22 protein-coding genes are annotated in these 23,309 nt (G+C 71.5%); 21 read left to right on the forward strand and 1 reads right to left on the reverse strand.

The features are described 5' to 3' along the window. Positions 1-57 precede the first annotated feature (57 nt). From mltG to nusB, 9 genes are all read left to right on the forward strand, one after another. The gene (gene mltG, locus ACZ4FH_RS29100) at positions 58-1,806 is read left to right on the forward strand and encodes an endolytic transglycosylase MltG (protein WP_467308590.1); all 1,749 of its coding nucleotides are present in this window, start codon (positions 58-60) and stop codon (positions 1,804-1,806) included. Beyond that, positions 1,793-2,629 (forward strand): shikimate dehydrogenase, encoded by an 837-nt coding sequence (locus ACZ4FH_RS29105; protein ID WP_467308592.1) that lies wholly within the window; start codon positions 1,793-1,795, stop codon positions 2,627-2,629. The genes mltG and ACZ4FH_RS29105 overlap by 14 nt, the downstream gene beginning before the upstream one ends. Positions 2,630-2,774: 145 nt before the next feature. Continuing rightward, positions 2,775-3,959 carry a chorismate synthase gene (aroC, locus tag ACZ4FH_RS29110; RefSeq protein ID WP_383646058.1) on the forward strand — a complete coding sequence of 395 codons (1,185 nt, stop codon included), beginning with the start codon at positions 2,775-2,777 and terminating at the stop codon, positions 3,957-3,959. Next, positions 3,956-5,584, forward strand: coding sequence for a 3-dehydroquinate synthase (gene aroB / locus ACZ4FH_RS29115; RefSeq protein WP_467308594.1), 1,629 nt, complete (start codon positions 3,956-3,958; stop codon positions 5,582-5,584). The genes aroC and aroB overlap by 4 nt, the downstream gene beginning before the upstream one ends. After that, a complete protein-coding gene (gene aroQ, locus ACZ4FH_RS29120) occupies positions 5,581-6,021 on the forward strand; it encodes a type II 3-dehydroquinate dehydratase (protein ID WP_383646065.1) in 441 nt (146 codons plus the stop codon). Before aroB ends, aroQ begins: the two co-directional genes overlap by 4 nt. Positions 6,022-6,159: 138 nt before the next feature. After that, the gene (locus tag ACZ4FH_RS29125; RefSeq protein WP_467308596.1) at positions 6,160-7,041 is read left to right on the forward strand and encodes a Pro-rich N-terminal domain-containing protein; all 882 of its coding nucleotides are present in this window, start codon (positions 6,160-6,162) and stop codon (positions 7,039-7,041) included. 106 nt (positions 7,042-7,147) lie between these two features. Then, positions 7,148-8,254 (forward strand): M24 family metallopeptidase, encoded by a 1,107-nt coding sequence (locus tag ACZ4FH_RS29130; RefSeq protein ID WP_467308597.1) that lies wholly within the window; start codon positions 7,148-7,150, stop codon positions 8,252-8,254. A 50-nt stretch (positions 8,255-8,304) separates the two neighbouring features. Next, a complete protein-coding gene (gene efp, locus ACZ4FH_RS29135) occupies positions 8,305-8,871 on the forward strand; it encodes an elongation factor P (protein WP_467308599.1) in 567 nt (188 codons plus the stop codon). A 2-nt stretch (positions 8,872-8,873) separates the two neighbouring features. Continuing rightward, positions 8,874-9,305, forward strand: coding sequence for a transcription antitermination factor NusB (gene nusB / locus ACZ4FH_RS29140; protein ID WP_383646076.1), 432 nt, complete (start codon positions 8,874-8,876; stop codon positions 9,303-9,305). 164 nt (positions 9,306-9,469) lie between these two features. Here the strand turns inward: nusB and bldD are convergent, their stop codons facing one another. Beyond that, a complete protein-coding gene (bldD, locus tag ACZ4FH_RS29145; protein ID WP_018103903.1) occupies positions 9,470-9,970 on the reverse strand; it encodes a transcriptional regulator BldD in 501 nt (166 codons plus the stop codon). Between the two features lie 222 nt (positions 9,971-10,192). Here bldD and pyrR point away from each other — a divergent pair, with 222 nt between their 5' ends. From pyrR to coaBC, 12 genes are all read left to right on the forward strand, one after another. Then, the gene (gene pyrR, locus ACZ4FH_RS29150; RefSeq protein WP_383646079.1) at positions 10,193-10,777 is read left to right on the forward strand and encodes a bifunctional pyr operon transcriptional regulator/uracil phosphoribosyltransferase PyrR; all 585 of its coding nucleotides are present in this window, start codon (positions 10,193-10,195) and stop codon (positions 10,775-10,777) included. 84 nt (positions 10,778-10,861) lie between these two features. Further along, a complete protein-coding gene (locus ACZ4FH_RS29155; RefSeq protein ID WP_383646082.1) occupies positions 10,862-11,860 on the forward strand; it encodes an aspartate carbamoyltransferase catalytic subunit in 999 nt (332 codons plus the stop codon). A 2-nt stretch (positions 11,861-11,862) separates the two neighbouring features. Next, positions 11,863-13,149, forward strand: a complete 1,287-nt coding sequence (locus ACZ4FH_RS29160) for a dihydroorotase (RefSeq protein ID WP_467308601.1) — start codon at positions 11,863-11,865, stop codon at positions 13,147-13,149. Then, positions 13,146-13,733 (forward strand): PH-like domain-containing protein, encoded by a 588-nt coding sequence (locus tag ACZ4FH_RS29165; protein WP_467308602.1) that lies wholly within the window; start codon positions 13,146-13,148, stop codon positions 13,731-13,733. Before ACZ4FH_RS29160 ends, ACZ4FH_RS29165 begins: the two co-directional genes overlap by 4 nt. Continuing rightward, positions 13,730-14,872 carry a glutamine-hydrolyzing carbamoyl-phosphate synthase small subunit gene (gene carA / locus ACZ4FH_RS29170; protein WP_467308603.1) on the forward strand — a complete coding sequence of 381 codons (1,143 nt, stop codon included), beginning with the start codon at positions 13,730-13,732 and terminating at the stop codon, positions 14,870-14,872. Before ACZ4FH_RS29165 ends, carA begins: the two co-directional genes overlap by 4 nt. After that, positions 14,865-18,173, forward strand: coding sequence for a carbamoyl-phosphate synthase large subunit (carB, locus tag ACZ4FH_RS29175; RefSeq protein WP_467308604.1), 3,309 nt, complete (start codon positions 14,865-14,867; stop codon positions 18,171-18,173). Before carA ends, carB begins: the two co-directional genes overlap by 8 nt. 56 nt (positions 18,174-18,229) lie before the next feature. Further along, entirely contained in the window at positions 18,230-19,339 is a 1,110-nt protein-coding gene (locus ACZ4FH_RS29180) for a quinone-dependent dihydroorotate dehydrogenase (RefSeq protein ID WP_467308606.1), read from the forward strand. Further along, positions 19,336-20,175 (forward strand): orotidine-5'-phosphate decarboxylase, encoded by an 840-nt coding sequence (gene pyrF, locus ACZ4FH_RS29185; RefSeq protein WP_467308608.1) that lies wholly within the window; start codon positions 19,336-19,338, stop codon positions 20,173-20,175. The genes ACZ4FH_RS29180 and pyrF overlap by 4 nt, the downstream gene beginning before the upstream one ends. Before the next feature lie 245 nt (positions 20,176-20,420). Beyond that, positions 20,421-20,744, forward strand: coding sequence for an integration host factor (locus ACZ4FH_RS29190; protein WP_018524251.1), 324 nt, complete (start codon positions 20,421-20,423; stop codon positions 20,742-20,744). 38 nt (positions 20,745-20,782) lie between these two features. Further along, positions 20,783-21,400 (forward strand): guanylate kinase, encoded by a 618-nt coding sequence (gene gmk, locus ACZ4FH_RS29195; RefSeq protein WP_383646103.1) that lies wholly within the window; start codon positions 20,783-20,785, stop codon positions 21,398-21,400. Between the two features lie 79 nt (positions 21,401-21,479). Continuing rightward, positions 21,480-21,752 carry a DNA-directed RNA polymerase subunit omega gene (rpoZ, locus tag ACZ4FH_RS29200; RefSeq protein ID WP_003970369.1) on the forward strand — a complete coding sequence of 91 codons (273 nt, stop codon included), beginning with the start codon at positions 21,480-21,482 and terminating at the stop codon, positions 21,750-21,752. A gap of 141 nt (positions 21,753-21,893) precedes the next feature. Continuing rightward, a complete protein-coding gene (gene coaBC, locus ACZ4FH_RS29205; RefSeq protein ID WP_467308611.1) occupies positions 21,894-23,096 on the forward strand; it encodes a bifunctional phosphopantothenoylcysteine decarboxylase/phosphopantothenate--cysteine ligase CoaBC in 1,203 nt (400 codons plus the stop codon). Positions 23,097-23,309 lie beyond the last annotated feature (213 nt).

A 23,309-nucleotide genomic window follows, 5' to 3' on the forward strand; every position in this document is an offset into this window, starting at 1 on the left:
GAACAAACACCGCACAGCAAAAGAGACGGAACGTCGTCTCGCGGCTCAAGGGGATCGATGACTGAGTATGGCCGGGGCCCCGGCTCCGAACCGTGGCATCCCGAGGATCCCCTGTACGGGGACCAGGGATGGGGAGGCGGACAGCAGCCTGCCCACGGCCAGAACCAGTACGGCGGCGGCCCGTCCTACGCCCCTCAGGACCCCTACGCCCAGCAGCAGCACCCGCAGGACCCGTACGCCCAGCAGCACCAGCAGCACCCGCAGGACCCCTACGCCCAGCAGCACCAGCAGCCTCCGTACGGCGGTCAGCAGCACCCGCAACAGCCGCAGCAGTCCTACCCGCAGCAGCCGTCCTACGGCGGCGGTCAGCAGGACCCCTACGGCGGCAATCCCGCGTACAACGGGGGCTGGGACACCGGCCAGACGCCCGCCGCGATGCCGTACGACACCGGGCAGCAGCCCGCGCAGTACGGCTACGGCGAGACGAACGACTACTACGGCACCCCCGAGGCCTATCCGCCGCCGCAGCCCCCCGGCCGGCGTGAGGCCGCTCCCGAGCAGGCCCCCGACCGCAGCCAGGACTGGGACCCGGACGTCCAGCCCGAGGAGACCCATCCGTTCTTCACCGGGGCGGACGACAGCGGCCCCGAGGACGACGAGGACGACGACCCCCGCGACTCCCGTCGGGGCGGCGGGGACGGCGAACGCCGGGGCAAGGGCAAGAAGAAGAAGGGCCGCAGCGGCTGCGCCTGCCTGGTGGTCTCCCTCGTCCTGGCCGGCGGCCTCGGGGGAGTGGGCTACTTCGGCTACTCCTTCTACAAGGACCGCTTCGGCGCGGCCCCCGACTACTCGGGCAGCGGTACGGGCTCCGTCGAGATCGAGATCCCCAAGGGCGCGTACGGCTACGACATCGGCAACATCCTGAAGAAGGCCGGCGTCGTCAAGAGCGTCGACGCCTTCGTCTCGGCCCAGAACGAGAACCCCAAGGGGAAGTCGATCCAGGCCGGGGTGTACCTCCTCCACGAGGAGATGTCGGCGGCCGAGGCCGTGAAGATGATGGTCGACCCGAAGAGTCAGAACCTGCTGGTGATTCCGGAGGGCACGCGGAACGTCGCCGTCTACGCGATGGTCGACAAGAAGCTGGGCCTGAAGGCCGGCACGACCAAGGGTGTCGCCAAGTCCAAGAAGTCCGACCTCGGGCTGCCCGGCTGGGTGGGCAAGAACGAGGACATCAAGGACCCGCTGGAGGGCTTCCTCTACCCGGCCGCGTATCCGGTGACGAAGGAGACCAAGCCGGAGGCGATCCTCAAGAGCATGGTCAAGCGCTCCAACGAGGAGTACGACAAGCTCGATCTCGCCGGGACCGCCAAGAAGTACAACCTCGACGGTCCGTGGCAGGTGCTCACCGTCGCGAGCCTGGTGCAGGCGGAGGGCCTGACCCACGACGACTTCCGCAAGATGGCCGAAGTCGTCTACAACCGGCTCAAGTCCGACAACACCGTGACGAACCGGAAGCTCGAATTCGACTCCGCGTACAACTACCTGAACAACCAGAGCGAAATCAAGATCAGGTCGAAGGACATCCGGACCAATCCGGATCCCTACAACACCTACTACCACGCGGGGCTTCCGCCCGGTCCGATCGGCAACCCCGGTGACGAGGCCCTGCGCGCGACGCTCAGTCCCACCGGGGACGGCTGGATGTTCTTCATCTCGCTCGACGGCAAGAAGACCCAGTTCACCAAGACGGCGGCGGAGCACGAGAAGCTCAACGAGAAGTTCAAGGAACAGCATGGCCTCGACTGACGGGCGCCACCGCGCAGCCGTCCTCGGATCGCCCATCGCCCACTCGCTCTCCCCGGTCCTGCACCGGGCGGCCTACGCCGCCCTCGGCCTGGACAGCTGGACGTACGACCGGTTCGAGATCGACGAGGCGGCGCTGCCCGGGTTCGTCGCGGAGCTGGACGGTTCCTGGGCCGGGCTCTCGCTGACCATGCCGCTCAAGCGGGCGGTCATTCCGCTGCTGGACGAGATCAGCGCGACCGCGTCCTCCGTCGAGGCCGTGAACACGGTGGTCCTCACCGAGGACGGGCGGCGGGTCGGCGACAACACCGATATCCCCGGCATGATCGCCGCCCTGCGCGAGCGGGGCGTCGAGAAGGCCGAGTCCGCCGCGATCCTCGGCGCCGGGGCCACGGCCTCGTCCGCGCTCGCCGCGCTCTCGCGGATCTGCACGGGACCGGTCACCGCCTACGTCCGCAGCCGCGAGCGCGGCGACGAGATGCGCGGCTGGGGCGAACGGCTCGGCGCCGACGTCCGGATCGCCGACTGGGCCGAGGCCGCGCAGGCCCTGCGCGCACCCCTGGTCGTGGCGACGACCCCGGCCGGGGCGACGGACGCCCTGGCGGCCGCCGTGCCGGAGCAGCCGGGCACCCTCTTCGACGTGCTGTACGAGCCGTGGCCGACCGGACTCGCCGCCGCCTGGGCCGCCCGGAAGGGCGCAGTCGTCGGAGGTCTGGATCTCCTGGTGCACCAGGCCGTCCTCCAGGTGGAGCAGATGACGGGCCGTGCGCCCGCGCCGCTGGCCGCCATGCGGCAGGCGGGCGAGCTGGCCCTGGCCGCCCGCTGACCGTCCGGCCCTCGCCCGATCCGTCCGTCTGCTGGACCGGCGGCGGGTCCGGGGTGCCGGGCGTGGGAGGATCGAGGGCGGCGGGCCAGGGCCGCGCACCCGGTCGCGCCGCTGGATTTCAGGCGCGAGCATGAGGAGCACACCGTTGAGCAGGTTGCGCTGGCTGACCGCGGGAGAGTCGCACGGACCCGCACTGGTGGCGACGCTGGAGGGTCTTCCCGCCGGTGTCCCGGTCACCACGGAGATGGTGGCGGACGCGCTCGCCCGGCGACGGCTCGGTTACGGCCGCGGTGCGCGCATGAAGTTCGAGAAGGACGAGGTCACCTTCCTGGGCGGCGTCCGGCACGGACTGACCATGGGCTCGCCCGTGGCCGTGATGGTCGGCAACACGGAATGGCCCAAGTGGGAACAGGTCATGGCGGCCGACCCGGTCGACCCCGAGGTGCTGGCCGAACAGGCCCGTAACGCGCCCCTGACCCGCCCCCGGCCCGGTCACGCCGACCTCGCCGGCATGCAGAAGTACGGATTCGACGAGGCCCGGCCGGTCCTGGAGCGCGCCAGCGCCCGGGAGACCGCCGCCCGCGTCGCCCTCGGCGCCGTCGCCCGCTCCTACCTCAAGGAGACCGCCGGCATCGAGATCGTCAGCCACGTCGTGGAGCTGGCCGCCGCCAAGGCGCCGTACGGGGTCTACCCGGTGCCCTCCGACGTCGAGCGCCTCGACGCCGACCCGGTGCGCTGCCTGGACGCCGACGCGAGCAAGGCGATGGTCGCGGAGATCGACCAGGCCCACAAGGACGGCGACACGCTCGGCGGCGTCGTCGAGGTGCTGGCGTACGGCGTGCCCGTCGGACTCGGCTCGCACGTGCACTGGGACCGCCGCCTCGACGCCCGCCTCGCCGCCGCGCTCATGGGCATCCAGGCCATCAAGGGCGTCGAGGTCGGCGACGGCTTCGACCTCGCCCGGGTGCCCGGCTCCAAGGCGCACGACGAGATCCTGGTGACCGAGGACGGCATCAAGCGCGCCTCCGGCCGTTCCGGCGGCACCGAGGGCGGACTGACCACCGGCGAGCTGCTGCGCGTCCGGGCCGCGATGAAGCCCATCGCGACGGTCCCGCGCGCCCTGGCCACCGTCGACGTGGTGACCGGCGAGCCCGCCAAGGCCCACCACCAGCGCTCCGATGTCTGTGCCGTTCCCGCGGCGGGCATCGTCGCGGAGGCCATGGTCGCGCTCGTCCTCGCGGACGCGGTCGCGGAGAAGTTCGGCGGCGACAGCGTCGCGGAGACCCACCGCAACGTCCAGTCGTACCTCGACCACCTCCAGATCCGATGAGCGGTCCGCTGGTCGTCCTCGTCGGGCCGATGGGCGTCGGCAAGTCCACGGTCGGCGAACTCCTCGCCGCCCGCCTCGGCACCGGCTACCGGGACACCGACGCGGATGTCGTCGCGACGGCGGGCAAGCCGATCTCCGACATCTTCATCGACGAGGGCGAGGAGCACTTCCGCGCACTGGAGCGGGAGGCCGTGTCCGCCGCGGTCGCCGAGCACGAGGGCGTCCTCGCGCTCGGCGGCGGTGCCGTCCTCGACGCGTCGACCCGCGCCCTGCTCGCCGGCCGCCCCGTCGTCTACCTCTCCATGGACGTGGACGAGGCCGTCAAGCGCGTCGGGCTGAACACCGCGCGGCCGCTGCTCGCCGTCAACCCGCGCCGGCAGTGGCGCGAACTCATGGAGGCCCGCCGCCACCTCTACACGGAGGTCGCCCGTGCCACCGTCGCGACCGACGGGCACACACCGGACGAGGTCGCCCAGGCGGTCCTCGACGCACTGGAACTGCCGGACGCCCCGTCCGGCCGGGAGAACGCAACGATGACCGAGGCACCCACCCGTATCCACATCGCCGGCAGCGCCGGGACCGACCCGTACGAGGTCCTGGTCGGCCGGCAGCTCCTCGGTGAGCTGCCCGGACTCATCGGCGACCGTGCCAAGCGCGTCGCGGTCCTGCACCCCGAGGCGCTCGCCGAGACCGGCGAGGCCGTCCGGCAGGACCTCGCGGACCAGGGCTACGAGGCCATCGCCGTCCAGCTGCCCAACGCCGAGGAGGCCAAGACCGTCGAGGTCGCCGCCTACTGCTGGAAGGCGCTGGGCCAGACCGGCTTCACCCGCACCGACGTCATCGTCGGTGTCGGCGGCGGCGCCACCACCGACGTCGCCGGCTTCGTCGCCGCCTCCTGGCTGCGCGGGGTGCGCTGGATCGCCGTACCGACCACCGTGCTCGGCATGGTCGACGCGGCCGTCGGCGGCAAGACCGGCATCAACACCGCCGAGGGCAAGAACCTCGTCGGCGCCTTCCACCCGCCCGCTGGGGTCCTCTGCGACCTGGCCGCGCTGGACTCGCTGCCGGTCCACGACTACGTCTCCGGGATGGCCGAGGTCATCAAGGCCGGTTTCATCTCCGACCCGGTCATCCTCGACCTCGTCGAGGCCGACCCCGAGGGTGCCCGCACCCCGACCGGACCGCACACCTCCGAACTCATCGAGCGGGCCATCCGGGTCAAGGCCGAGGTCGTCTCCAGCGACCTCAAGGAGTCGGGTCTGCGCGAGATCCTCAACTACGGGCACACCCTGGCCCACGCCATCGAGAAGAACGAGCGCTACAAGTGGCGCCACGGCGCCGCCGTCTCGGTCGGCATGGTCTTCGCCGCCGAACTGGGCCGCCTGGCCGGACGCCTGGACGACGCCACCGCCGACCGGCACCGCGCCGTGCTGGAGTCCGTCGGGCTGCCCCTCACCTACCGCGGCGACCAGTGGCCCAAGCTGCTGGAGACCATGAAGGTCGACAAGAAGTCCCGCGGCGACCTGCTGCGCTTCATCGTCCTGGACGGCCTCGCCAAGCCCACCGTCCTGGAGGGACCCGACCCGGCCGTGCTGCTCGCCGCCTACGGGGAGGTGTCGGCGTGACCCGCCGGGTCCTCGTCCTCAACGGTCCGAACCTCGGCCGGCTCGGCTCCCGCGAGCCCGACGTCTACGGCAGCACCTCCTACACCGGCCTCGTCGACACCTGCCGCACCCTCGGCAAGGAGCTGGGCTTCGACGTCGACGTCCGGGAGACCAATGACGAGGGGGAGCTGATCCGCTGGCTCCACGAGGCCGCGGACGGTTCAATTCCGGTCGTTCTCAACCCGGGTGCCTTCACGCACTACTCGTACGGAATGCGGGACGCGGCCTCCCAGCGCACGGCCCCGCTCATCGAGGTGCACATCTCGAACCCGTACGCACGGGAGGAATTCCGCCACACCTCCGTGGTCGCACCGGTCGCCACGGGCACCGTGGCCGGTTTCGGCATCGGTTCCTACCGGCTCGCGCTGCGCGCGCTCGCCGACGAACTGACGGACTGACGCACCACCCGCTCCGCGGACCCTGTGGCCGACGGGGCACTCCGGAGCGTCCCCGGCCGTTGCCCCAGTGGCGGCCGGGGACGGTACGGTTGCCGTTCCACCAGCGCCAGTTGCCTGTACGAGACGGAGTGCCACCGGATGCAGCACGCAGTGGGGGCTCCGCTGCCGCCGCCCCAGGGACCCGGAAACGGCCCCGGCGGCTGGCCGCCCCGGGCCCAGCACCCCGGCCACCCCGGGCACCCCGGTCCGCCGGTCCCGCCGGCCGGACCGCCCGCCCCGCCCCCGGCCGCTCCCCCCGGCCCCCCGCTCCCGCCGCCCCCCTCCCACCAGGGCCAGGGCTGGACGGGACCCGCTCCGCACCACGCCCCGGTCCCGGTCTCCCGGGAGACCACCGGCCACATCCAGCTGCCGCCCGGCGGCCCCGTGGCGCTGCCCGCGCCGCCAGCCGAGCCCGGCACCGGCACCGCGACCCTCGCCGTGCTGCTGATCGGCCCGGCCGGCGCCGGGAAGACCACCGTGGCCCGGCTCTGGGCCAGCCGCCGCCGGGTGCCCACCGCCCACGTCAGCCTCGACGACGTCCGCGAATGGGTCTGCTCCGGCTTCGCCGACCCGCAGGCCGGGTGGAACGACCAGTCCGAGGCCCAGTACCGGCTGGCCCGCCGCACCTGCGGCTTCGCCGCGCGCAACTTCCTGGCCAACGGGATCTCCTGCATCCTCGACGACGCGGTCTTCCCCGACCGCCCCGTCGTCGGCCTCGGCGGCTGGAAACGCCATGTGGGCCCGGGGCTGCTCCCGGTCGTCCTGCTGCCGGGCCTGGAGATCGTCCTGGAGCGCAACGCCGCCCGCTCCGGCAACCGCCGCCTCTCCGACGAGGAGGTCGCGCGCATCCACGGCCGCATGGCCGGCTGGTACGGCTCCGGCCTGCCGATCATCGACAACTCCACGTACGACGTGGAGACCACCGCCCGCGTCCTGGACGACATACTGGCCCGCTCCATCGCCAGCCCCCCGGCCTGGTGACGCGGGGGCGGCCCCCGGCACGGGCCGCCCGCTCCGGCGCCCGCCCCGCCCCCCGGTCGGATGCGCCGACCGCGCGGGGCGGCCGATCCGCTCGTACGCTCGACGCATGTCAGAGGTGCACGCCGTCCGACGCGGGCTGCTCCGCGACCGGTGCGCCGCCGCCGGATCCGCGGCCGCCCTGGTCTCCCGCCCCGCCAATGTCCGCTATCTGGCGGGCGGAGCGCCCCCGGGTGCCGTGCTGCTGCTCGGCACCGACGAGGACGTCCTGCTCTGCCCGCGCCCCCCGACCGGCGATCCGGCCGACGGACGCACCGACGACCGGCTGCGGGTGGACGTGCTGCCGGTGGCCGGCGGCGATCCGGTGGTCGCCGCGGCCGATCTCGCCGCCTCCGGCGGGGCGGAGTCCCTGGCCGTCGAGGAGCACGATCTGACGGTCGCCCGGCACCGGGCCATGGCCTCGGTCGCCCCGAAGCTCCGGCTGGCCGATCTGGGCGCCACCGTGGAGCAGCAGCGCATCGTCAAGGACGAGGAGGAGATCGGCTGTCTGCGGATCGCCGCCGAGATCGCCGACCAGGCCCTGGGCGAACTCCTCGAATCCATTCTCGTCGGCCGCACCGAACGGCATCTGGCCCTGGAGCTGGAGCGCCGGCTGGTGGACCACGGCGCCGACGGCCCCGCCTTCGCGACCTCCGTCGCCACCGGACCGAACTCCGGCCGGGGCCGTCACCGCCCCTCGGACCGACGGGTGGAGGAAGGAGATTTCCTCTCCGTCTGCCTGGGCGCGAGCTACCGCGGATACCGCTGCGAGGTCGGCCGCACCTTCGTCATCGGCACGGCCCCCGCGGACTGGCAGATCGAGCTCTACGACCTGGTTTTCGCCGCTCAGCGGGCCGGACGCGAGGCGCTGCTGCCCGGTGCCGCCTACCGCGACGTGGACCGGGCGGCCCGTCATCTGCTGGAGGCGGCGGGCCACGGTGAGGGGCTCGCACCCTCGTCCGGGCACGGGGTGGGGCTCGAAATCGACGAGGACCCGCAGTTGGCACCCGCCGCCATGGGTAAACTGGACGCTTGTGTGCCGGTCACCGTCGAACCGGGGGTCCACCTCCCGGGCCGGGGCGGGGTCCGGATCGATGACACGCTCGTCGTCCGCCCCGAGGCGGACGGCGGACCCGAGCTACTCACCATTACGACCAAGGAGCTGCTCGCGCTCTAGCGCGCATCCTCGGTCGTTCCACCAGCTTCAGTCCAGGAGATTCCGCAACCGTGGCTTCCACGAACGACCTCAAGAACGGCCTGGTGCTCAAGCTCGACGGAGGCCAGCTCTGGTCCGTCGTCGAGTTCCAGCACGTCAAGCCCGGCAAGGGCCCGGCCTTCGTGCGCACCAAGCTCAAGAACGTGCTGTCCGGCAAGGTCGTCGACAAGACGTTCAACGCCGGCGTGAAGGTCGAGACGGCCACCATCGACCGGCGCGACATGCAGTTCTCGTACATGGACGGCGAGTACTTCGTCTTCATGGACATGGACACCTACGACCAGCTGTTGGTCGACCGCAAGGCCGTCGGCGACGCCGCCAACTTCCTGATCGAGGGCTTCACCGCCTCCGTCGCCCAGCACGAGGGCGAGGTGCTCTACGTCGAGCTGCCGGCCGCCGTCGAGCTGACCATCCAGCACACGGACCCGGGCGTCCAGGGCGACCGCTCCACCGGTGGCACCAAGCCCGCCACGCTGGAGACCGGCTACGAGATCGGCGTCCCGCTCTTCATCACCACCGGTGAGAAGATCAAGGTCGACACCCGCTCCGGCGAATACCTCGGCCGGGTGAACAGCTAACCGTGGCTGCCCGGAACACGGCCCGCAAGCGAGCCTTCCAGATCCTCTTCGAGGCCGACCAGCGCGGCACGTCCGTGCAGACGGTCCTCGCGGACTGGGTGCGGCACTCGCGGTCCGACACCCGCCAGCCGCCGGTCACCGAGTACACGATGGAGCTCGTCGAGGGGTACGCGCAGTACGCGGACCGGATCGACGACCTGATCGTCACCTACGCCGTGGACTGGGAGATCGACCGCATGCCGGTCGTCGACCGGAACATCCTGCGGCTCGGGGCGTACGAGCTGATCTGGGTGGACGCGACCCCGGACGCGGTGGTGATCGACGAGGCGGTCCAGATCGCCAAGGAGTTCTCCACCGACGACTCCCCGTCCTTCGTGAACGGCCTGCTGGCCCGGTTCAAGGAGCTCAAGCCGAATCTGCGCCGGGAGCAGTAGTCCGGGGCGTTCTGCCGACGAAGGGCCCACGGTCGTGCGACCGTGGGCCCTTCGGCATATCCCCGGGGCCGGTGGCCCTGTGCGGGCCCGGACAGCGGAACGCCGGGTCGGCGGGGCGCCCGAGAGGCCCCGCCGACCCGGCGGCACGTTTCTGCTGGGGGCGGTCAGCCCTCGTCGTGGGCGACCGCGCGGCGCGCGTCCGCGTCCAGGACGCCCCAGCTGATCAGCTGCTCCGTGAGCACGGACGGCGACTGGTCGTAGATCACGGCCAGGGTGCGCAGATCGTCCTGGCGGATCGAGAGGACCTTGCCGTTGTAGTCACCGCGCTGGCTCTGGATCGTCGCCGCGTAGCGCTGGAGGGGACCGGCTTTCTCCGGCGGGACGTGGGCCAGGCGCTCCAGCTGGAGCACGAGCTTCGGCGGCGGCTCGGCGGCCCCGCCGGGCGTGGTGCCGGGCAGGAGCTCCTGCACCGGAACGCCGTAGAAGTCCGCCAGCTCGGCAAGGCGCTGCACGGTCACGGCACGGTCACCGCGCTCGTACGAGCCGACCACGACGGCCTTCCAGCGGCCCTGCGACTTCTCCTCCACGCCGTGGAGGGAGAGGCCCTGCTGGGTGCGGATGGCACGGAGTTTGGCCCCGAGCTGTTTTGCGTATTCGCTGGACATAAGGCTCCCCGGACGCTGGAACATTACGCGGCTGCGCCGCGTGGCTGGTAACTCACTGTGAGGTTACGCAGCGTTACTTGGGTGCGTCAAGCTGAATGGTCCGGACCGACACCTCCCGGGGGGTGGGTCAAGGCCCCCGCCGGGGCCCTGGTAACGTGGATGACGCAATTTCGACGTCCTTTAAGGTCCGTCCCGTGAGGCGGAGAAGGAGGTCCGTTTCTTATGGACGCACAGCACGACGCCACCGGCAATGCGGCACGCCCCGTTCTCGAGGCCCCCGACATCGCCCGCGTACTGACCCGAATCGCCCACGAGATCGTCGAACGCGCCAAGGGCGCCGACGATGTGGTGCTCCTCGGCATCCCGACCCGGGGCGTGTTCCTCGCCCGCCGGCTCGCCGACAAGCTCGAAGAGATCACCGGCCGAAAGATGCCGGTCGGCTCCCTCGACATCACCATGTACCGCGACGACCTCCGGCTGCGCCCCGCGCGCGCCCTGGCCCGCACCGAGATCCCCGGCGAGGGCATCGAGGGCCGCCTGGTCGTCCTCGTCGACGACGTGCTCTTCTCCGGCCGCACGATCCGCGCCGCCCTCGACGCGCTCGGCGACATCGGCCGGCCCCGTGCCGTGCAGCTCGCGGTCCTCGTCGACCGCGGACACCGCGAACTCCCGATCCGCGCCGACTACGTCGGCAAGAACCTCCCCACGTCGCTGCGGGAGACGGTCAAGGTCCAGCTCGCCGAGGAGGACGGCCGCGACGCCGTGCTGCTCGGGGTCGAGCAGTCCGCCCCGGCGGTCGAGCAGTAGCTGCCCCTCCGTACGGCCGATCGCCGTACGGCGGCTTCCGCACGCCCGCATGCCTGAATCCTCCACAACCCGGAGAACACCCAGATGAAGCGCCACCTCATCTCGGCCGCCGACCTCACCCGCGACGACGCCGTCCTGATCCTCGACACCGCCGAGGAGATGGCCAGGGTCGCCGACCGGCCGATCAAGAAGCTCCCGACCCTGCGCGGCCGTACCGTGGTCAACCTCTTCTTCGAGGACTCGACCCGTACCCGCATCTCCTTCGAGGCGGCCGCCAAGCGGCTGTCCGCCGACGTCATCAACTTCTCCGCCAAGGGCTCCTCGGTCTCCAAGGGCGAATCGCTCAAGGACACCGCCCTGACCCTGGAGGCGATGGGCGCCGACGCCGTCGTCATCCGGCACGGCGCCTCCGGCGCCCCGTACCGCCTGGCCACCTCCGGCTGGATCGACGGCGCGGTCGTCAACGCCGGCGACGGCACCCACGAGCACCCCACCCAGGCCCTGCTGGACGCCTTCACCATGCGCCGCAGGCTCGTCGGGGCGGACACCGGACTCGGCAAGGACCTCGAAGGACGCCGGATCACGATCGTCGGCGACATCCTGCACAGCCGCGTCGCCCGCTCCAACGTCCACCTGCTCCACACCCTCGGCGCCCACGTCACCCTGGTGGCCCCGCCCACGCTGGTCCCCGTCGGCGTCGAGCAGTGGCCCTGCGACGTCAGCTACGGCCTCGACGAGGTGCTGCCGAAGTCCGACGCTGTGATGATGCTGCGTGTGCAGCGCGAACGGATGAACGCCGCCTACTTCCCGACCGAGCGCGAGTACTCCCGCCGCTACGGCCTGGACGGCGAGCGGATGGCGAAGATGCCCGAGCACGCCGTCGTCATGCACCCGGGCCCGATGGTCCGCGGCATGGAGATCACCGCCGAGGTCGCCGACTCCGACCGCTGCACCGCCGTCGAGCAGGTCGCCAACGGCGTCTCCATCCGCATGGCCGTGCTCTACCTGCTGCTCGGCGGTGCCGAGCCCGCCCACCCCTCGCCCGCCACCGCCCCCGCCGCCCGTACCGAGGAGACCAAGTAACCATGAGCAAGACCCTGATCCGCGGCGCGAAGATCCTCGGCGGCGACCCGCAGGACGTCCTCGTCGACGGCGAGACCGTCGCCGCGGTCGGCACCGGCCTGGACGCCGGCGACGCCACCGTGATCGAGGCCGAGGGCCTGATCCTGCTGCCCGGCCTCGTCGACCTCCACACCCACCTGCGCGAGCCCGGCCGCGAGGACTCCGAGACCGTCCTCACCGGCACCAGGGCCGCGGCCGTCGGCGGCTACACCGCCGTCCACGCCATGGCCAACACCTTCCCGGTCGCCGACACCGCCGGCGTCGTCGAGCAGGTCTGGCGCCTCGGCCGGGAGTCCGGCTACTGCGACGTGCAGCCCGTCGGCGCCGTCACCGTCGGCCTGGAGGGCAAGCAGCTCGCCGAACTCGGCGCCATGCACGATTCGGCCGCCGGAGTGAAGGTCTTCTCCGACGACGGCAAGTGCGTCGACGACGCGGTGATCATGCGCCGTGCCCTGGAGTACGTGAAGGCCTTCGACGGCGTCGTCGCCCAGCACGCCCAGGAGCCCCGCCTCACCGAGGGCGCCCAGATGAACGAGGGCACCGTCTCGGCCGAGCTGGGCCTCGGCGGCTGGCCCGCCGTCGCCGAGGAGTCGATCATCGCCCGCGACGTGCTGCTCGCCGCCCACGTCGGCTCCCGCGTCCACATCTGCCACCTGTCGACGGCCGGCTCCGTCGAGATCGTCCGCTGGGCCAAGTCCAAGGGCTGGAACGTCACCGCCGAGGTCACCCCGCACCACCTCCTCCTCACCGACGAGCTGGTCCGGACCTACAACCCGGTCTACAAGGTGAACCCGCCGCTGCGCACCGAGGCCGACGTCATGGCCCTGCGCGAGGCGCTGGCCGACGGCACCATCGACTGCGTCGCCACCGACCACGCCCCGCACCCGCACGAGGACAAGGACTGCGAGTGGGCCGCGGCCGCCATGGGCATGGTGGGCCTGGAGACCGCGCTCTCCGTCGTCCAGCAGACCATGGTCGACACCGGACTCATCGACTGGGCGGGCGTCGCCGACCGGATGTCCTTCCGCCCCGCCGCCATCGGCCGGCTCGAAGGACACGGCCGGCCCGTCTCGCAGGGCGAGCCCGCCAACCTCACGCTGGTCGATCCGGCATACCGTGGAGCCGTGGACCCCGCGGGCTTCGCCTCCCGCAGCCGCAACACCCCCTACGAGGGACGCGAGCTGCCGGGCCGAGTGACCCACACCTTCCTGCGGGGCCGTGCCACGGTCGTCGACGGGAAGCTCGCGTGACAACACTCCGCCCCTTGCACCACCTGCACCACCTGGCCGCCGAGCAGAAGTCGGCGGACGTGACCGACTGGTCCGCCCGCATCAGCTGGGTGATCGGCCTGATCGTCTTCATCGCCTTCGTCTACTGGCTGATGCGCCAGGGATGGAAGTGGCGGGCGAGCCTCCAGTCCGATCTGGACGCGCTCGCGACCACTCCCGAGGACTACGCCGAGGGCGAGAAGCTGCTCACCCTGACCGGCCGCTACCACGGCTCGACCACGGCCGGGCAGTGGCTCGACCGGATCGTCGCCCACGGCCTCGGCACCCGCAGCCGCGTCGAGCTCACCCTGACGGAGCAGGGCCTGGACGTCGTACGGCCCGGCGCGACGGACTTCTTCGTCCCCGCCGCCGACCTGCGCGAGGCCAGGACCGAACGGGCCATCGCGGGCAAGGTCCTGCCCGAGGGCGGACTGCTGGTCATCACCTGGGCGCTCGGCGACCGGCTGATCGACTCCGGCTTCCGCTCCGACCACTCGGCCGGCCACCACGCGTGGATCGACGCCGTCAACCACCTCACCAGCACTACGGAAGGCACCGCACGATGACGACCTCCACCCGGGGAGCCGCCCAAGCTCCCGCCGTACTCGTCCTGGAGGACGGCCGCACCTTCCGCGGCCGCGCCTACGGGGCCGTGGGGGAGACCTTCGGCGAGGCGGTGTTCTCCACCGGCATGACCGGCTACCAGGAGACGCTGACCGACCCCTCCTACCACCGCCAGGTCGTCGTCATGACCGCCCCGCACGTCGGGAACACCGGCGTGAACGACGAGGACCCCGAGTCCAAGCGGATCTGGGTCTCCGGCTACGTCGTCCGCGACCCCGCCCGCATCCCCTCCAACTGGCGCTCCCGGCGCTCGCTGCACGAGGAGCTCGCGAGCCAGGGCGTCGTCGGCATCAGCGGCATCGACACCCGCGCCCTCACCCGCCACCTGCGCGAGCGCGGCGCCATGCGCGTCGGCATCTTCTCCGGCAACGCCGTCGCCGACGAGGGCACCCTGCTCGCCAAGGTGCGCCAGGCCCCCGAGATGAGCGGCGCCGACCTCTCCGCCGAGGTCGCCACGCAGGAGGCCTACGTCGTCCCCGCGATCGGCACCAAGAAGTTCACCGTCGCCGCGATCGACCTGGGCATCAAGGGCATGACCCCGCACCGGATGGCCGAACGCGGCATCGAGGTGCACGTCCTGCCCGCCACCGCCACGGTCGAGGACGTCTACGCCGTCGCCCCCGACGGGGTCTTCTTCTCCAACGGCCCCGGCGACCCGGCCACCGCCGACCACCCGGTCTCCGTGATGAGCGCCGTCCTGGAGCGGGGCACCCCGCTCTTCGGCATCTGCTTCGGCAACCAGATCCTGGGCCGCGCGCTCGGCTTCGGCACCTACAAGCTGAAGTACGGCCACCGCGGCATCAACCAGCCCGTGCAGGACCGCACGACCGGCAAGGTCGAGGTCACCGCGCACAACCACGGCTTCGCCGTCGACGCGCCGCTCGACCGGGTCTCCGAGACCCCCTACGGGCGGGCCGAGGTCTCCCACGTCTGCCTGAACGACCAGGTCGTCGAGGGGCTGCGTCTCCTCGACCGGCCGGCCTTCAGCGTCCAGTACCACCCCGAGGCGGCCGCGGGCCCGCACGACGCCGCGTACCTCTTCGACCGCTTCGTTTCCCTGATGGAGGACCAGCGTGCCTAAGCGCTCCGACATCCAGTCCGTTCTGGTCATCGGCTCCGGTCCGATCGTCATCGGGCAGGCCGCCGAGTTCGACTACTCCGGCACCCAGGCCTGCCGCGTCCTCAAGGCCGAGGGCCTGCGCGTCATCCTGGTGAACTCCAACCCGGCGACGATCATGACCGACCCGGAGATCGCCGACGCCACCTACGTCGAACCGATCACCCCCGAGTTCGTCGAGAAGATCATCGCCAAGGAGCGCCCCGACGCCCTCCTGCCCACCCTCGGCGGACAGACCGCGCTCAACACCGCGATCTCCATGCACGAGAACGGTGTCCTGGAGAAGTACGGCGTCGAGCTGATCGGCGCCAACGTCGAGGCCATCAACAAGGGCGAGGACCGCGACCTCTTCAAGGGCGTCGTCGAGGCCGTCAAGGAGAAGATCGGATACGGCGAGTCCGCCCGCTCCGTCATCTGCCACTCCATGGACGACGTCCTCAAGGGTGTCGACACCCTCGGCGGCTACCCCGTCGTCGTCCGCCCCTCCTTCACCATGGGCGGCGCCGGCTCCGGCTTCGCCCACGACGAGGACGAACTGCGCCGCATCGCCGGACAGGGCCTCACGCTCTCCCCGACCACCGAGGTGCTCCTGGAGGAGTCCATCCTCGGCTGGAAGGAGTACGAGCTGGAGCTGATGCGCGACAAGAACGACAACGTCGTGGTCGTCTGCTCCATCGAGAACTTCGACCCGATGGGCGTCCACACCGGTGACTCCATCACCGTCGCCCCGGCGATGACCCTCACCGACCGCGAGTACCAGCGGCTGCGCGACATCGGCATCGCGATCATCCGCGAGGTCGGCGTCGACACCGGCGGCTGCAACATCCAGTTCGCGATCGACCCCACCGACGGCCGGGTCATCGTCATCGAGATGAACCCGCGCGTCTCCCGCTCCTCGGCGCTCGCCTCCAAGGCCACCGGCTTCCCGATCGCCAAGATCGCCGCCAAGCTGGCCGTCGGCTACACGCTCGACGAGATCCCCAACGACATCACCGAGAAGACCCCGGCCTCCTTCGAGCCGACCCTCGACTACGTCGTCGTCAAGGCCCCCCGCTTCGCCTTCGAGAAGTTCCCCTCCGCCGACGCCGGCCTCACCACCACCATGAAGTCGGTGGGCGAGGCCATGGCGATCGGCCGGAACTTCACCGAGGCGCTGCAGAAGGCGCTGCGCTCCCTGGAGAAGAAGGGCTCGCAGTTCGACTTCACCGGCGAGCCCGGCGACAAGGCCGCGCTGCTGGCCGAAGCGGTCCGCCCCACCGACGGCCGGATCAACACCGTCATGCAGGCGATCCGGGCCGGTGCCACCCAGGAGGAGGTCTTCGACGCCACGAAGATCGACCCCTGGTTCGTCGACCAGCTCTTCCTCATCAAGGAGACCGCCGACGAGCTGGCCGCCGCCGACAAGCTCCTCCCCGAGCTGCTGGCCGAGGCCAAGCGCCACGGCTTCTCCGACGCCCAGATCGCCGGCATCCGCGGACTGCGCGAGGACGTCGTCCGCGAGGTCCGGCACGCGCTGGGCATCCGCCCGGTCTACAAGACGGTCGACACCTGCGCCGCCGAGTTCGCCGCGAAGACGCCGTACTTCTACTCCTCGTACGACGAGGAGAGCGAGGTCGCGCCCCGCACCAAGCCCGCGGTGATCATCCTCGGCTCCGGTCCCAACCGCATCGGCCAGGGCATCGAGTTCGACTACTCCTGCGTCCACGCCTCCTTCGCCCTGAGCGACGCCGGCTACGAGACCGTGATGGTCAACTGCAACCCGGAGACGGTCTCCACCGACTACGACACCTCCGACCGCCTGTACTTCGAGCCGCTGACGCTGGAGGACGTGCTGGAGATCGTGCACGCCGAGTCCCTGGCGGGCCCGCTCGCCGGTGTCGTCGTGCAGCTCGGCGGCCAGACCCCGCTGGGCCTGTCCCAGGCGCTCAAGGACAACGGCGTGCCCGTCGTCGGCACCTCCCCGGAGGCCATCCACGCCGCCGAGGACCGCGGCGCCTTCGGCCGGGTCCTGGCCGAGGCCGGACTGCCCGCCCCGAAGCACGGCACCGCCACCACCTTCGCCGAGGCCAAGGCCATCGCCGACGAGATCGGCTACCCCGTCCTCGTCCGCCCGTCCTACGTGCTCGGCGGCCGCGGCATGGAGATCGTGTACGACGAGACCCGCCTCGCCTCGTACATCTCCGAGTCCACCGAGATCAGCCCCACCCGGCCGGTCCTGGTCGACCGCTTCCTCGACGACGCCATCGAGATCGACGTCGACGCGCTCTACGACGGCACCGAGCTGTACCTCGGCGGCGTCATGGAGCACATCGAGGAGGCCGGCATCCACTCCGGCGACTCCGCCTGCGCGCTGCCCCCGATCACCCTCGGCGGCTTCGACATCAAGCGGCTGCGCGCCTCCACCGAGGCCATCGCCAAGGGCGTCGGCGTCCGCGGGCTGATCAACATCCAGTTCGCGCTCTCCGGCGACATCCTCTACGTGCTGGAGGCCAACCCGCGCGCCTCGCGGACCGTCCCCTTCACCTCGAAGGCGACCGCCGTCCCGCTCGCCAAGGCCGCCGCCCGCATCTCGCTCGGCGCCACCGTGGCCGAGCTGCGCGCCGAGGGCCTCCTGCCGCTCCACGGCGACGGCGGCACCCTGCCGCTGGACGCGCCGATCTCCGTCAAGGAGGCCGTCATGCCGTGGTCGCGCTTCCGCGACATCCACGGCCGCGGCGTCGACACGGTCCTCGGCCCGGAGATGCGCTCCACCGGTGAGGTCATGGGCATCGACTCGGTCTTCGGCACGGCGTACGCCAAGTCGCAGGCCGGCGCGTACGGCCCGCTGCCCACCAAGGGCCGCGCCTTCATCTCCGTCGCCAACCGCGACAAGCGCTCGATGATCTTCCCGGCCCGCGAGCTGGTCGCCCACGGCTTCGAGCTGATGGCCACCTCCGGCACCGCCGAGGTCCTCAAGCGCAACGGCATCAACGCCCGCGTGGTGCGCAAGCAGTCCGAGGGCGAGGGCCCGGACGGCGAGAAGACGATCGTCCAGCTGATCCACGACGGCGAGGTCGACCTGATCGTCAACACGCCGTACGGGACCGGCGGCCGGCTCGACGGCTACGAGATCCGCACCGCGGCCGTCGCCCGGTCGGTCCCGTGCCTCACCACGGTCCAGGCACTCGCCGCGGCCGTCCAGGGCATCGACGCGCTCAACCACGGAGACGTCGGGGTCCGTTCCCTCCAGGAACACGCGGAACATCTGACCGCGGCACGCGACTAGAGAAGCCAGCAGGGGGACACCGGAAACGGTGTCCCCCTCCTCATGAGGACACCGTGATGTACAAACTCTTCTTCCAGCTGGTCTTCAAGCGGATGGACCCGGAAGGCGCCCACCACCTGGCCTTCCGCTGGATCCGCCTCGCCGCCCGCGTCCCCGTCCTGCGCACCTTCGTGGCCGCCGCCCTCGCCCCCCGCTACAAGGAGCTGCGCACCGAGGCCCTGGGCCTGCGGATGCACGGCCCCTTCGGCCTCGCCGCCGGCTTCGACAAGAACGCCGTCGCGATCGACGGCATGGCGATGCTCGGCTTCGACCACGTCGAGATCGGCACCGTCACCGGCGAGCCCCAGCCCGGCAACCCGAAGAAGCGCCTGTTCCGCCTGGTCGCGGACCGCGCGCTCATCAACCGCATGGGCTTCAACAACGAGGGCTCGGCCGCCGTGGCCGCCCGTCTGGCCGCCCGCACCCCGGTCTTCCGCACCACCGTCGGCGTCAACATCGGCAAGACCAAGGTCGTCGCCGAGGCCGACGCCGCCGCCGACTACGTGAAGTCCACCGAGCGCCTCGCCGCGCACGCCGACTACCTCGTCGTCAACGTCTCCTCGCCCAACACGCCCGGACTGCGCAACCTCCAGGCCACCGAGTCGCTGCGCCCGCTGCTCACCGCCGTGCGCGAGGCCGCCGACCGCACGGTCACCGGCCGCCGTGTCCCGCTGCTCGTCAAGATCGCCCCCGACCTCGCGGACGAGGACGTGGACGCCGTCGCCGACCTCGCCGTGGAACTGGGCCTGGACGGCATCATCGCCACCAACACCACCATCGCCCGCGAGGGCCTGGGCCTGACGTCCTCGCCCGACCTGGTGCGGGAGACCGGCGGACTGTCCGGCGCGCCCCTCAAGGAGCGCTCCCTGGAGGTCCTGAGCCGCCTCTACGGCCGGGTCGGCGACCGGATCACCCTGGTCGGCGTCGGCGGCGTCGAGAACGCCGAGGACGCCTGGCAGCGCATCCTGGCCGGTGCCACCCTCGTCCAGGGCTACAGCGCCTTCATCTACGAGGGCCCGTTCTACGCCCGCGCGATCCACAAGGGCCTCGCCGCACGACTGGCCGCCTCCCCGTACGCCACCCTCGCCGACGCGGTCGGCGCCGCAACCAGGAAGGCCGTGAAATGACCCAGGAACCCTTCGGCGCACGCCTGCGCCGCGCGATGGACACCCGCGGACCGCTCTGCGTGGGCATCGACCCGCACGCCTCCCTGCTCGGCGCCTGGGGGCTCCCCGACGACGTGACGGGCCTGGAGCGCTTCACTCGTACGGTCGTCGAGGCGCTGGCCGACCGGGTCGCCGTCCTCAAGCCGCAGTCCGCCTTCTTCGAGCGCTTCGGCTCGCGCGGCGTCGCCGTCCTGGAGAAGGCCGTCGAGGAGGCCAGGGCGGCGGGCGCGCTGGTGCTCATGGACGCCAAGCGCGGCGACATCGGCTCCACCATGGGCGCCTACGCCGCGACCTACCTCGACAAGGACTCGCCGCTCTTCTCCGACGCGGTGACCGTCTCGCCGTACCTCGGCTTCGGGTCGCTGCGCCCGGCGCTGGACGCGGCCGCGGTCTCCGGCTCGGGGGTCTTCGTCCTGGCGCTCACCTCCAACCCGGAGGGCGCCGAGGTGCAGCGCGCCACCGCCGCCGACGGCCGCTCGCTGGCCCAGGTGATGCTCGACCACATGGCCGCGGAGAACGCGGGGGCCGATCCGCTGGGCTCGGTCGGCGCGGTGGTCGGGGCGACCCTCGGGGACGCCGGGGCCGACCTCGCGATCAACGGCCCGCTGCTCGCGCCGGGCATCGGCGCCCAGGGCGCGACGCCGGCGGACCTGCCGGGCGTCTTCGGCGCATCGGTCCGCAATGTCGTGCCGAGCGTGAGCCGGGGTGTGCTGCGTCACGGGCCCGATGTCGCGGGCCTGCGAGGGGCCGCCGAACGGTTCGCGGACGAGGTCCGCGCGGCCGTCACAGATACGTGACACGGCCACGTAACAACGAGTTGACGGAATCCTGACCAAAAAACTCAGGTGTTATGCCAGGAATGTCCTGGTCGGCAGAGGCTGACCAGGACTTTTCATCTGTTCTCGCTGACTCCGGCGGCCTTGGCCGCTAGTCTCCGTCGAGGGCCAACGAGCACAGGTTGTTCGCGGCTCACCTGGTGAGGGGCTGTCCCGCCGCCTCACCGGTCCGTATCCGACAGAACGACATCCGAGGTGACGTAGGCGTGGCTCTTCCGCCCCTTACCCCTGAACAGCGCGCAGCCGCGCTCGAAAAGGCCGCCGCGGCTCGCCGGGAGCGGGCCGAGGTCAAGAATCGACTCAAGCACTCCGGCGCCTCCCTCCACGAGGTCATCAAGTCCGGCCAGGAGAACGACGTCATCGGCAAGATGAAGGTCTCCGCCCTGCTCGAGTCCCTGCCCGGCGTGGGCAAGGTCCGCGCCAAGCAGATCATGGAGCGGCTCGGCATCTCCGAGAGCCGCCGGGTCCGCGGTCTCGGCTCCAACCAGATCGCATCCCTGGAGCGCGAGTTCGGCGGCAGCGCCGCCTGACGTTCCCGGGCACTCCCGAGAACCTGGATAATCGCTCCATGGCTGCAACATCCCGGGGGACGTCCCCCGTACCCCCGGACGTACGTCCGCGGCTGACCGTGCTCTCCGGCCCCTCGGGGGTCGGCAAGAGCACGGTCGTCGCGCATATGCGCAAGGTCCACCCCGAGGTGTGGCTCTCGGTGTCGGCGACGACCCGCAAGCCCCGCCCCGGCGAACGCAACGGCGTCCACTACTTCTTCGTGGACGACGAGGAGTTCGACAAGCTCATCGCCAACGGCGAGCTGCTGGAGTGGGCCGAGTTCGCCGGCAACCGCTACGGCACGCCGCGCCGCGCCGTGCAGGAGCGGCTGGAGGCGGGCGAGCCGGTCCTGCTGGAGATCGACCTCCAGGGCGCCCGGCTGGTCCGCCAGTCCATGGCCGACGCCCAGCTGGTCTTCCTCGCCCCGCCGAGCTGGGAGGAGCTGGTCCGCCGGCTCACCGGCCGGGGGACCGAGGCGCCCGAGGTGATCGAGCGCAGGCTGGGCGCGGCCAAGGTGGAACTGGCCGCCGAGGCCGAGTTCGACACCACGCTCGTCAACACCTCCGTCGAGGACGTGGCACGTGAGCTGCTAGCCTTGATGCTGGAGGCTTCCGGCCACCGTGCCGGCGGCGCCTGAACGCACGACACGGGGCCCGGTCACGAGCCCCTGACTGTCAAAGATTTCTTTGATCTTCACCCCCTTCGGAAGGCAGAGAGTGTCCTCTTCCATCACCACGCCCGAGGGCATCATCAACCCGCCGATTGATGAGCTCCTCGAAGCAACCGACTCGAAGTACAGCCTCGTGATCTACGCCGCCAAGCGCGCGCGCCAGATCAACGCGTACTACTCGCAGCTCGGTGAGGGCCTCCTCGAGTACGTCGGTCCGCTCGTCGACACCCACGTGCACGAGAAGCCGCTCTCGATCGCGCTCCGCGAGATCAACGCGGGCCTGCTCACCTCCGAGGCCATCGAGGGCCCCGCGCAGTAAGCAGGAGACACACCTTCACCACAGGCCCGGCGGTCCGACCGCCGGGCCTGTGGTGTGCCCGGGGTCACCGGACCGCCCGCGCACCGGTGAGGCAGCATGGGGGAGTACGAACGCGTACGGAGCCGAGTGCGGGGAGACGCAGTGGACAAGCCGAAGGTCGTTCTGGGGGTCAGCGGGGGCATCGCCGCGTACAAGGCGTGCGAGCTGCTGCGCCGGCTGACCGAGTCCGGACATGACGTACGGGTCGTCCCGACCGAGGCGTCCCTGCACTTCGTGGGGGCGGCCACCTGGTCGGCGCTCTCCGGGCACCCGGTCTCCACCGAGGTCTGGAACGACGTCCACGAGGTCCCGCACGTGCGGATCGGGCAGCACGCCGACCTCGTCGTCGTCACCCCGGCCACCGCCGACGTGCTCGCCAGGGCCGCCCACGGCCTCGCCGACGACCTGCTCACCAACACCCTGCTCACCGCCCGCTGTCCGGTCGTCTTCGCGCCCGCCATGCACACGGAGATGTGGGAGCACCCGGCGACCCGGGAGAACGTCGCCACGCTGCGCCGCCGGGGCGCCGTCGTCATCGAGCCCGCCGTCGGACGCCTCACCGGCGTCGACACCGGCAAGGGCCGGCTGCCCGACCCGGCCGAGATCTTCGAGGTCTGCCGCAGGGTCCTGGCGCGTGGCCCCGTCGCCCCGGATCTGGCCGGCCGGCACGTGGTGATCAGCGCGGGCGGCACCCGCGAGCCGCTGGACCCGGTCCGCTTCCTGGGCAACCGCTCCTCCGGCAAGCAGGGGTACGCCCTCGCCCGCACCGCGGTGGCCCGCGGGGCCCGGGTCACGCTCGTCGAGGCCAACACCCAGCTGCCCGACCCCTCCGGCGCCGACCTCGTCCACGTCGGCACCGCCGTGGAGCTGCGCGACGCCGTGCTGAAGGCGGCGGCCGACGCCGACGTCGTGGTGATGGCCGCCGCCGTGGCCGACTTCCGGCCGGCCCGCTACGAGACCGGGAAGATCAAGAAGAAGGACGGCCAGGAGCCGGCCCCCGTCGCTCTCGTCCGCAACCCCGACATCCTCGCCGAGGTCTCCGCCGAGCGCGCCGCGCCGGGGCAGATCGTCGTCGGCTTCGCCGCCGAGACCGACGACGTGCTCGCCAACGGGCGGGAGAAGCTGCGCCGCAAGGGCTGTGATCTGCTGGTCGTCAACGAGGTGGGGGAGCGCAGGACCTTCGGCTCCGAGGAGAACGAGGCCGTCGTGCTCGCGGCCGACGGCGGCGAGACCGCCGTGCCGCACGGACCCAAGGAAGCGCTTGCCGACACGGTCTGGGACCTCGTGTCGGCACGGCTCGGGTGAATTTCTCGTGTCGCCGCCCCGAGGGGCCCGATCCCTTGCGGGACGGGCCCGGGGGCGCGTCCGGAGCGGTGTCCGGACCCCTTCGGACACCGCTCGGAGGGGGTGCCGGACTCCCAAAGGGCGAGACACGGTGTCCGCTGGGCGGAGCCGACCGATAAACTGGTCCCGGACCGTGCCCGGGCGCAGCTCCCGGACGGTCCGGCCCATGATCAG

The organism is Streptomyces sp. NPDC024555 (assembly GCF_055559335.1).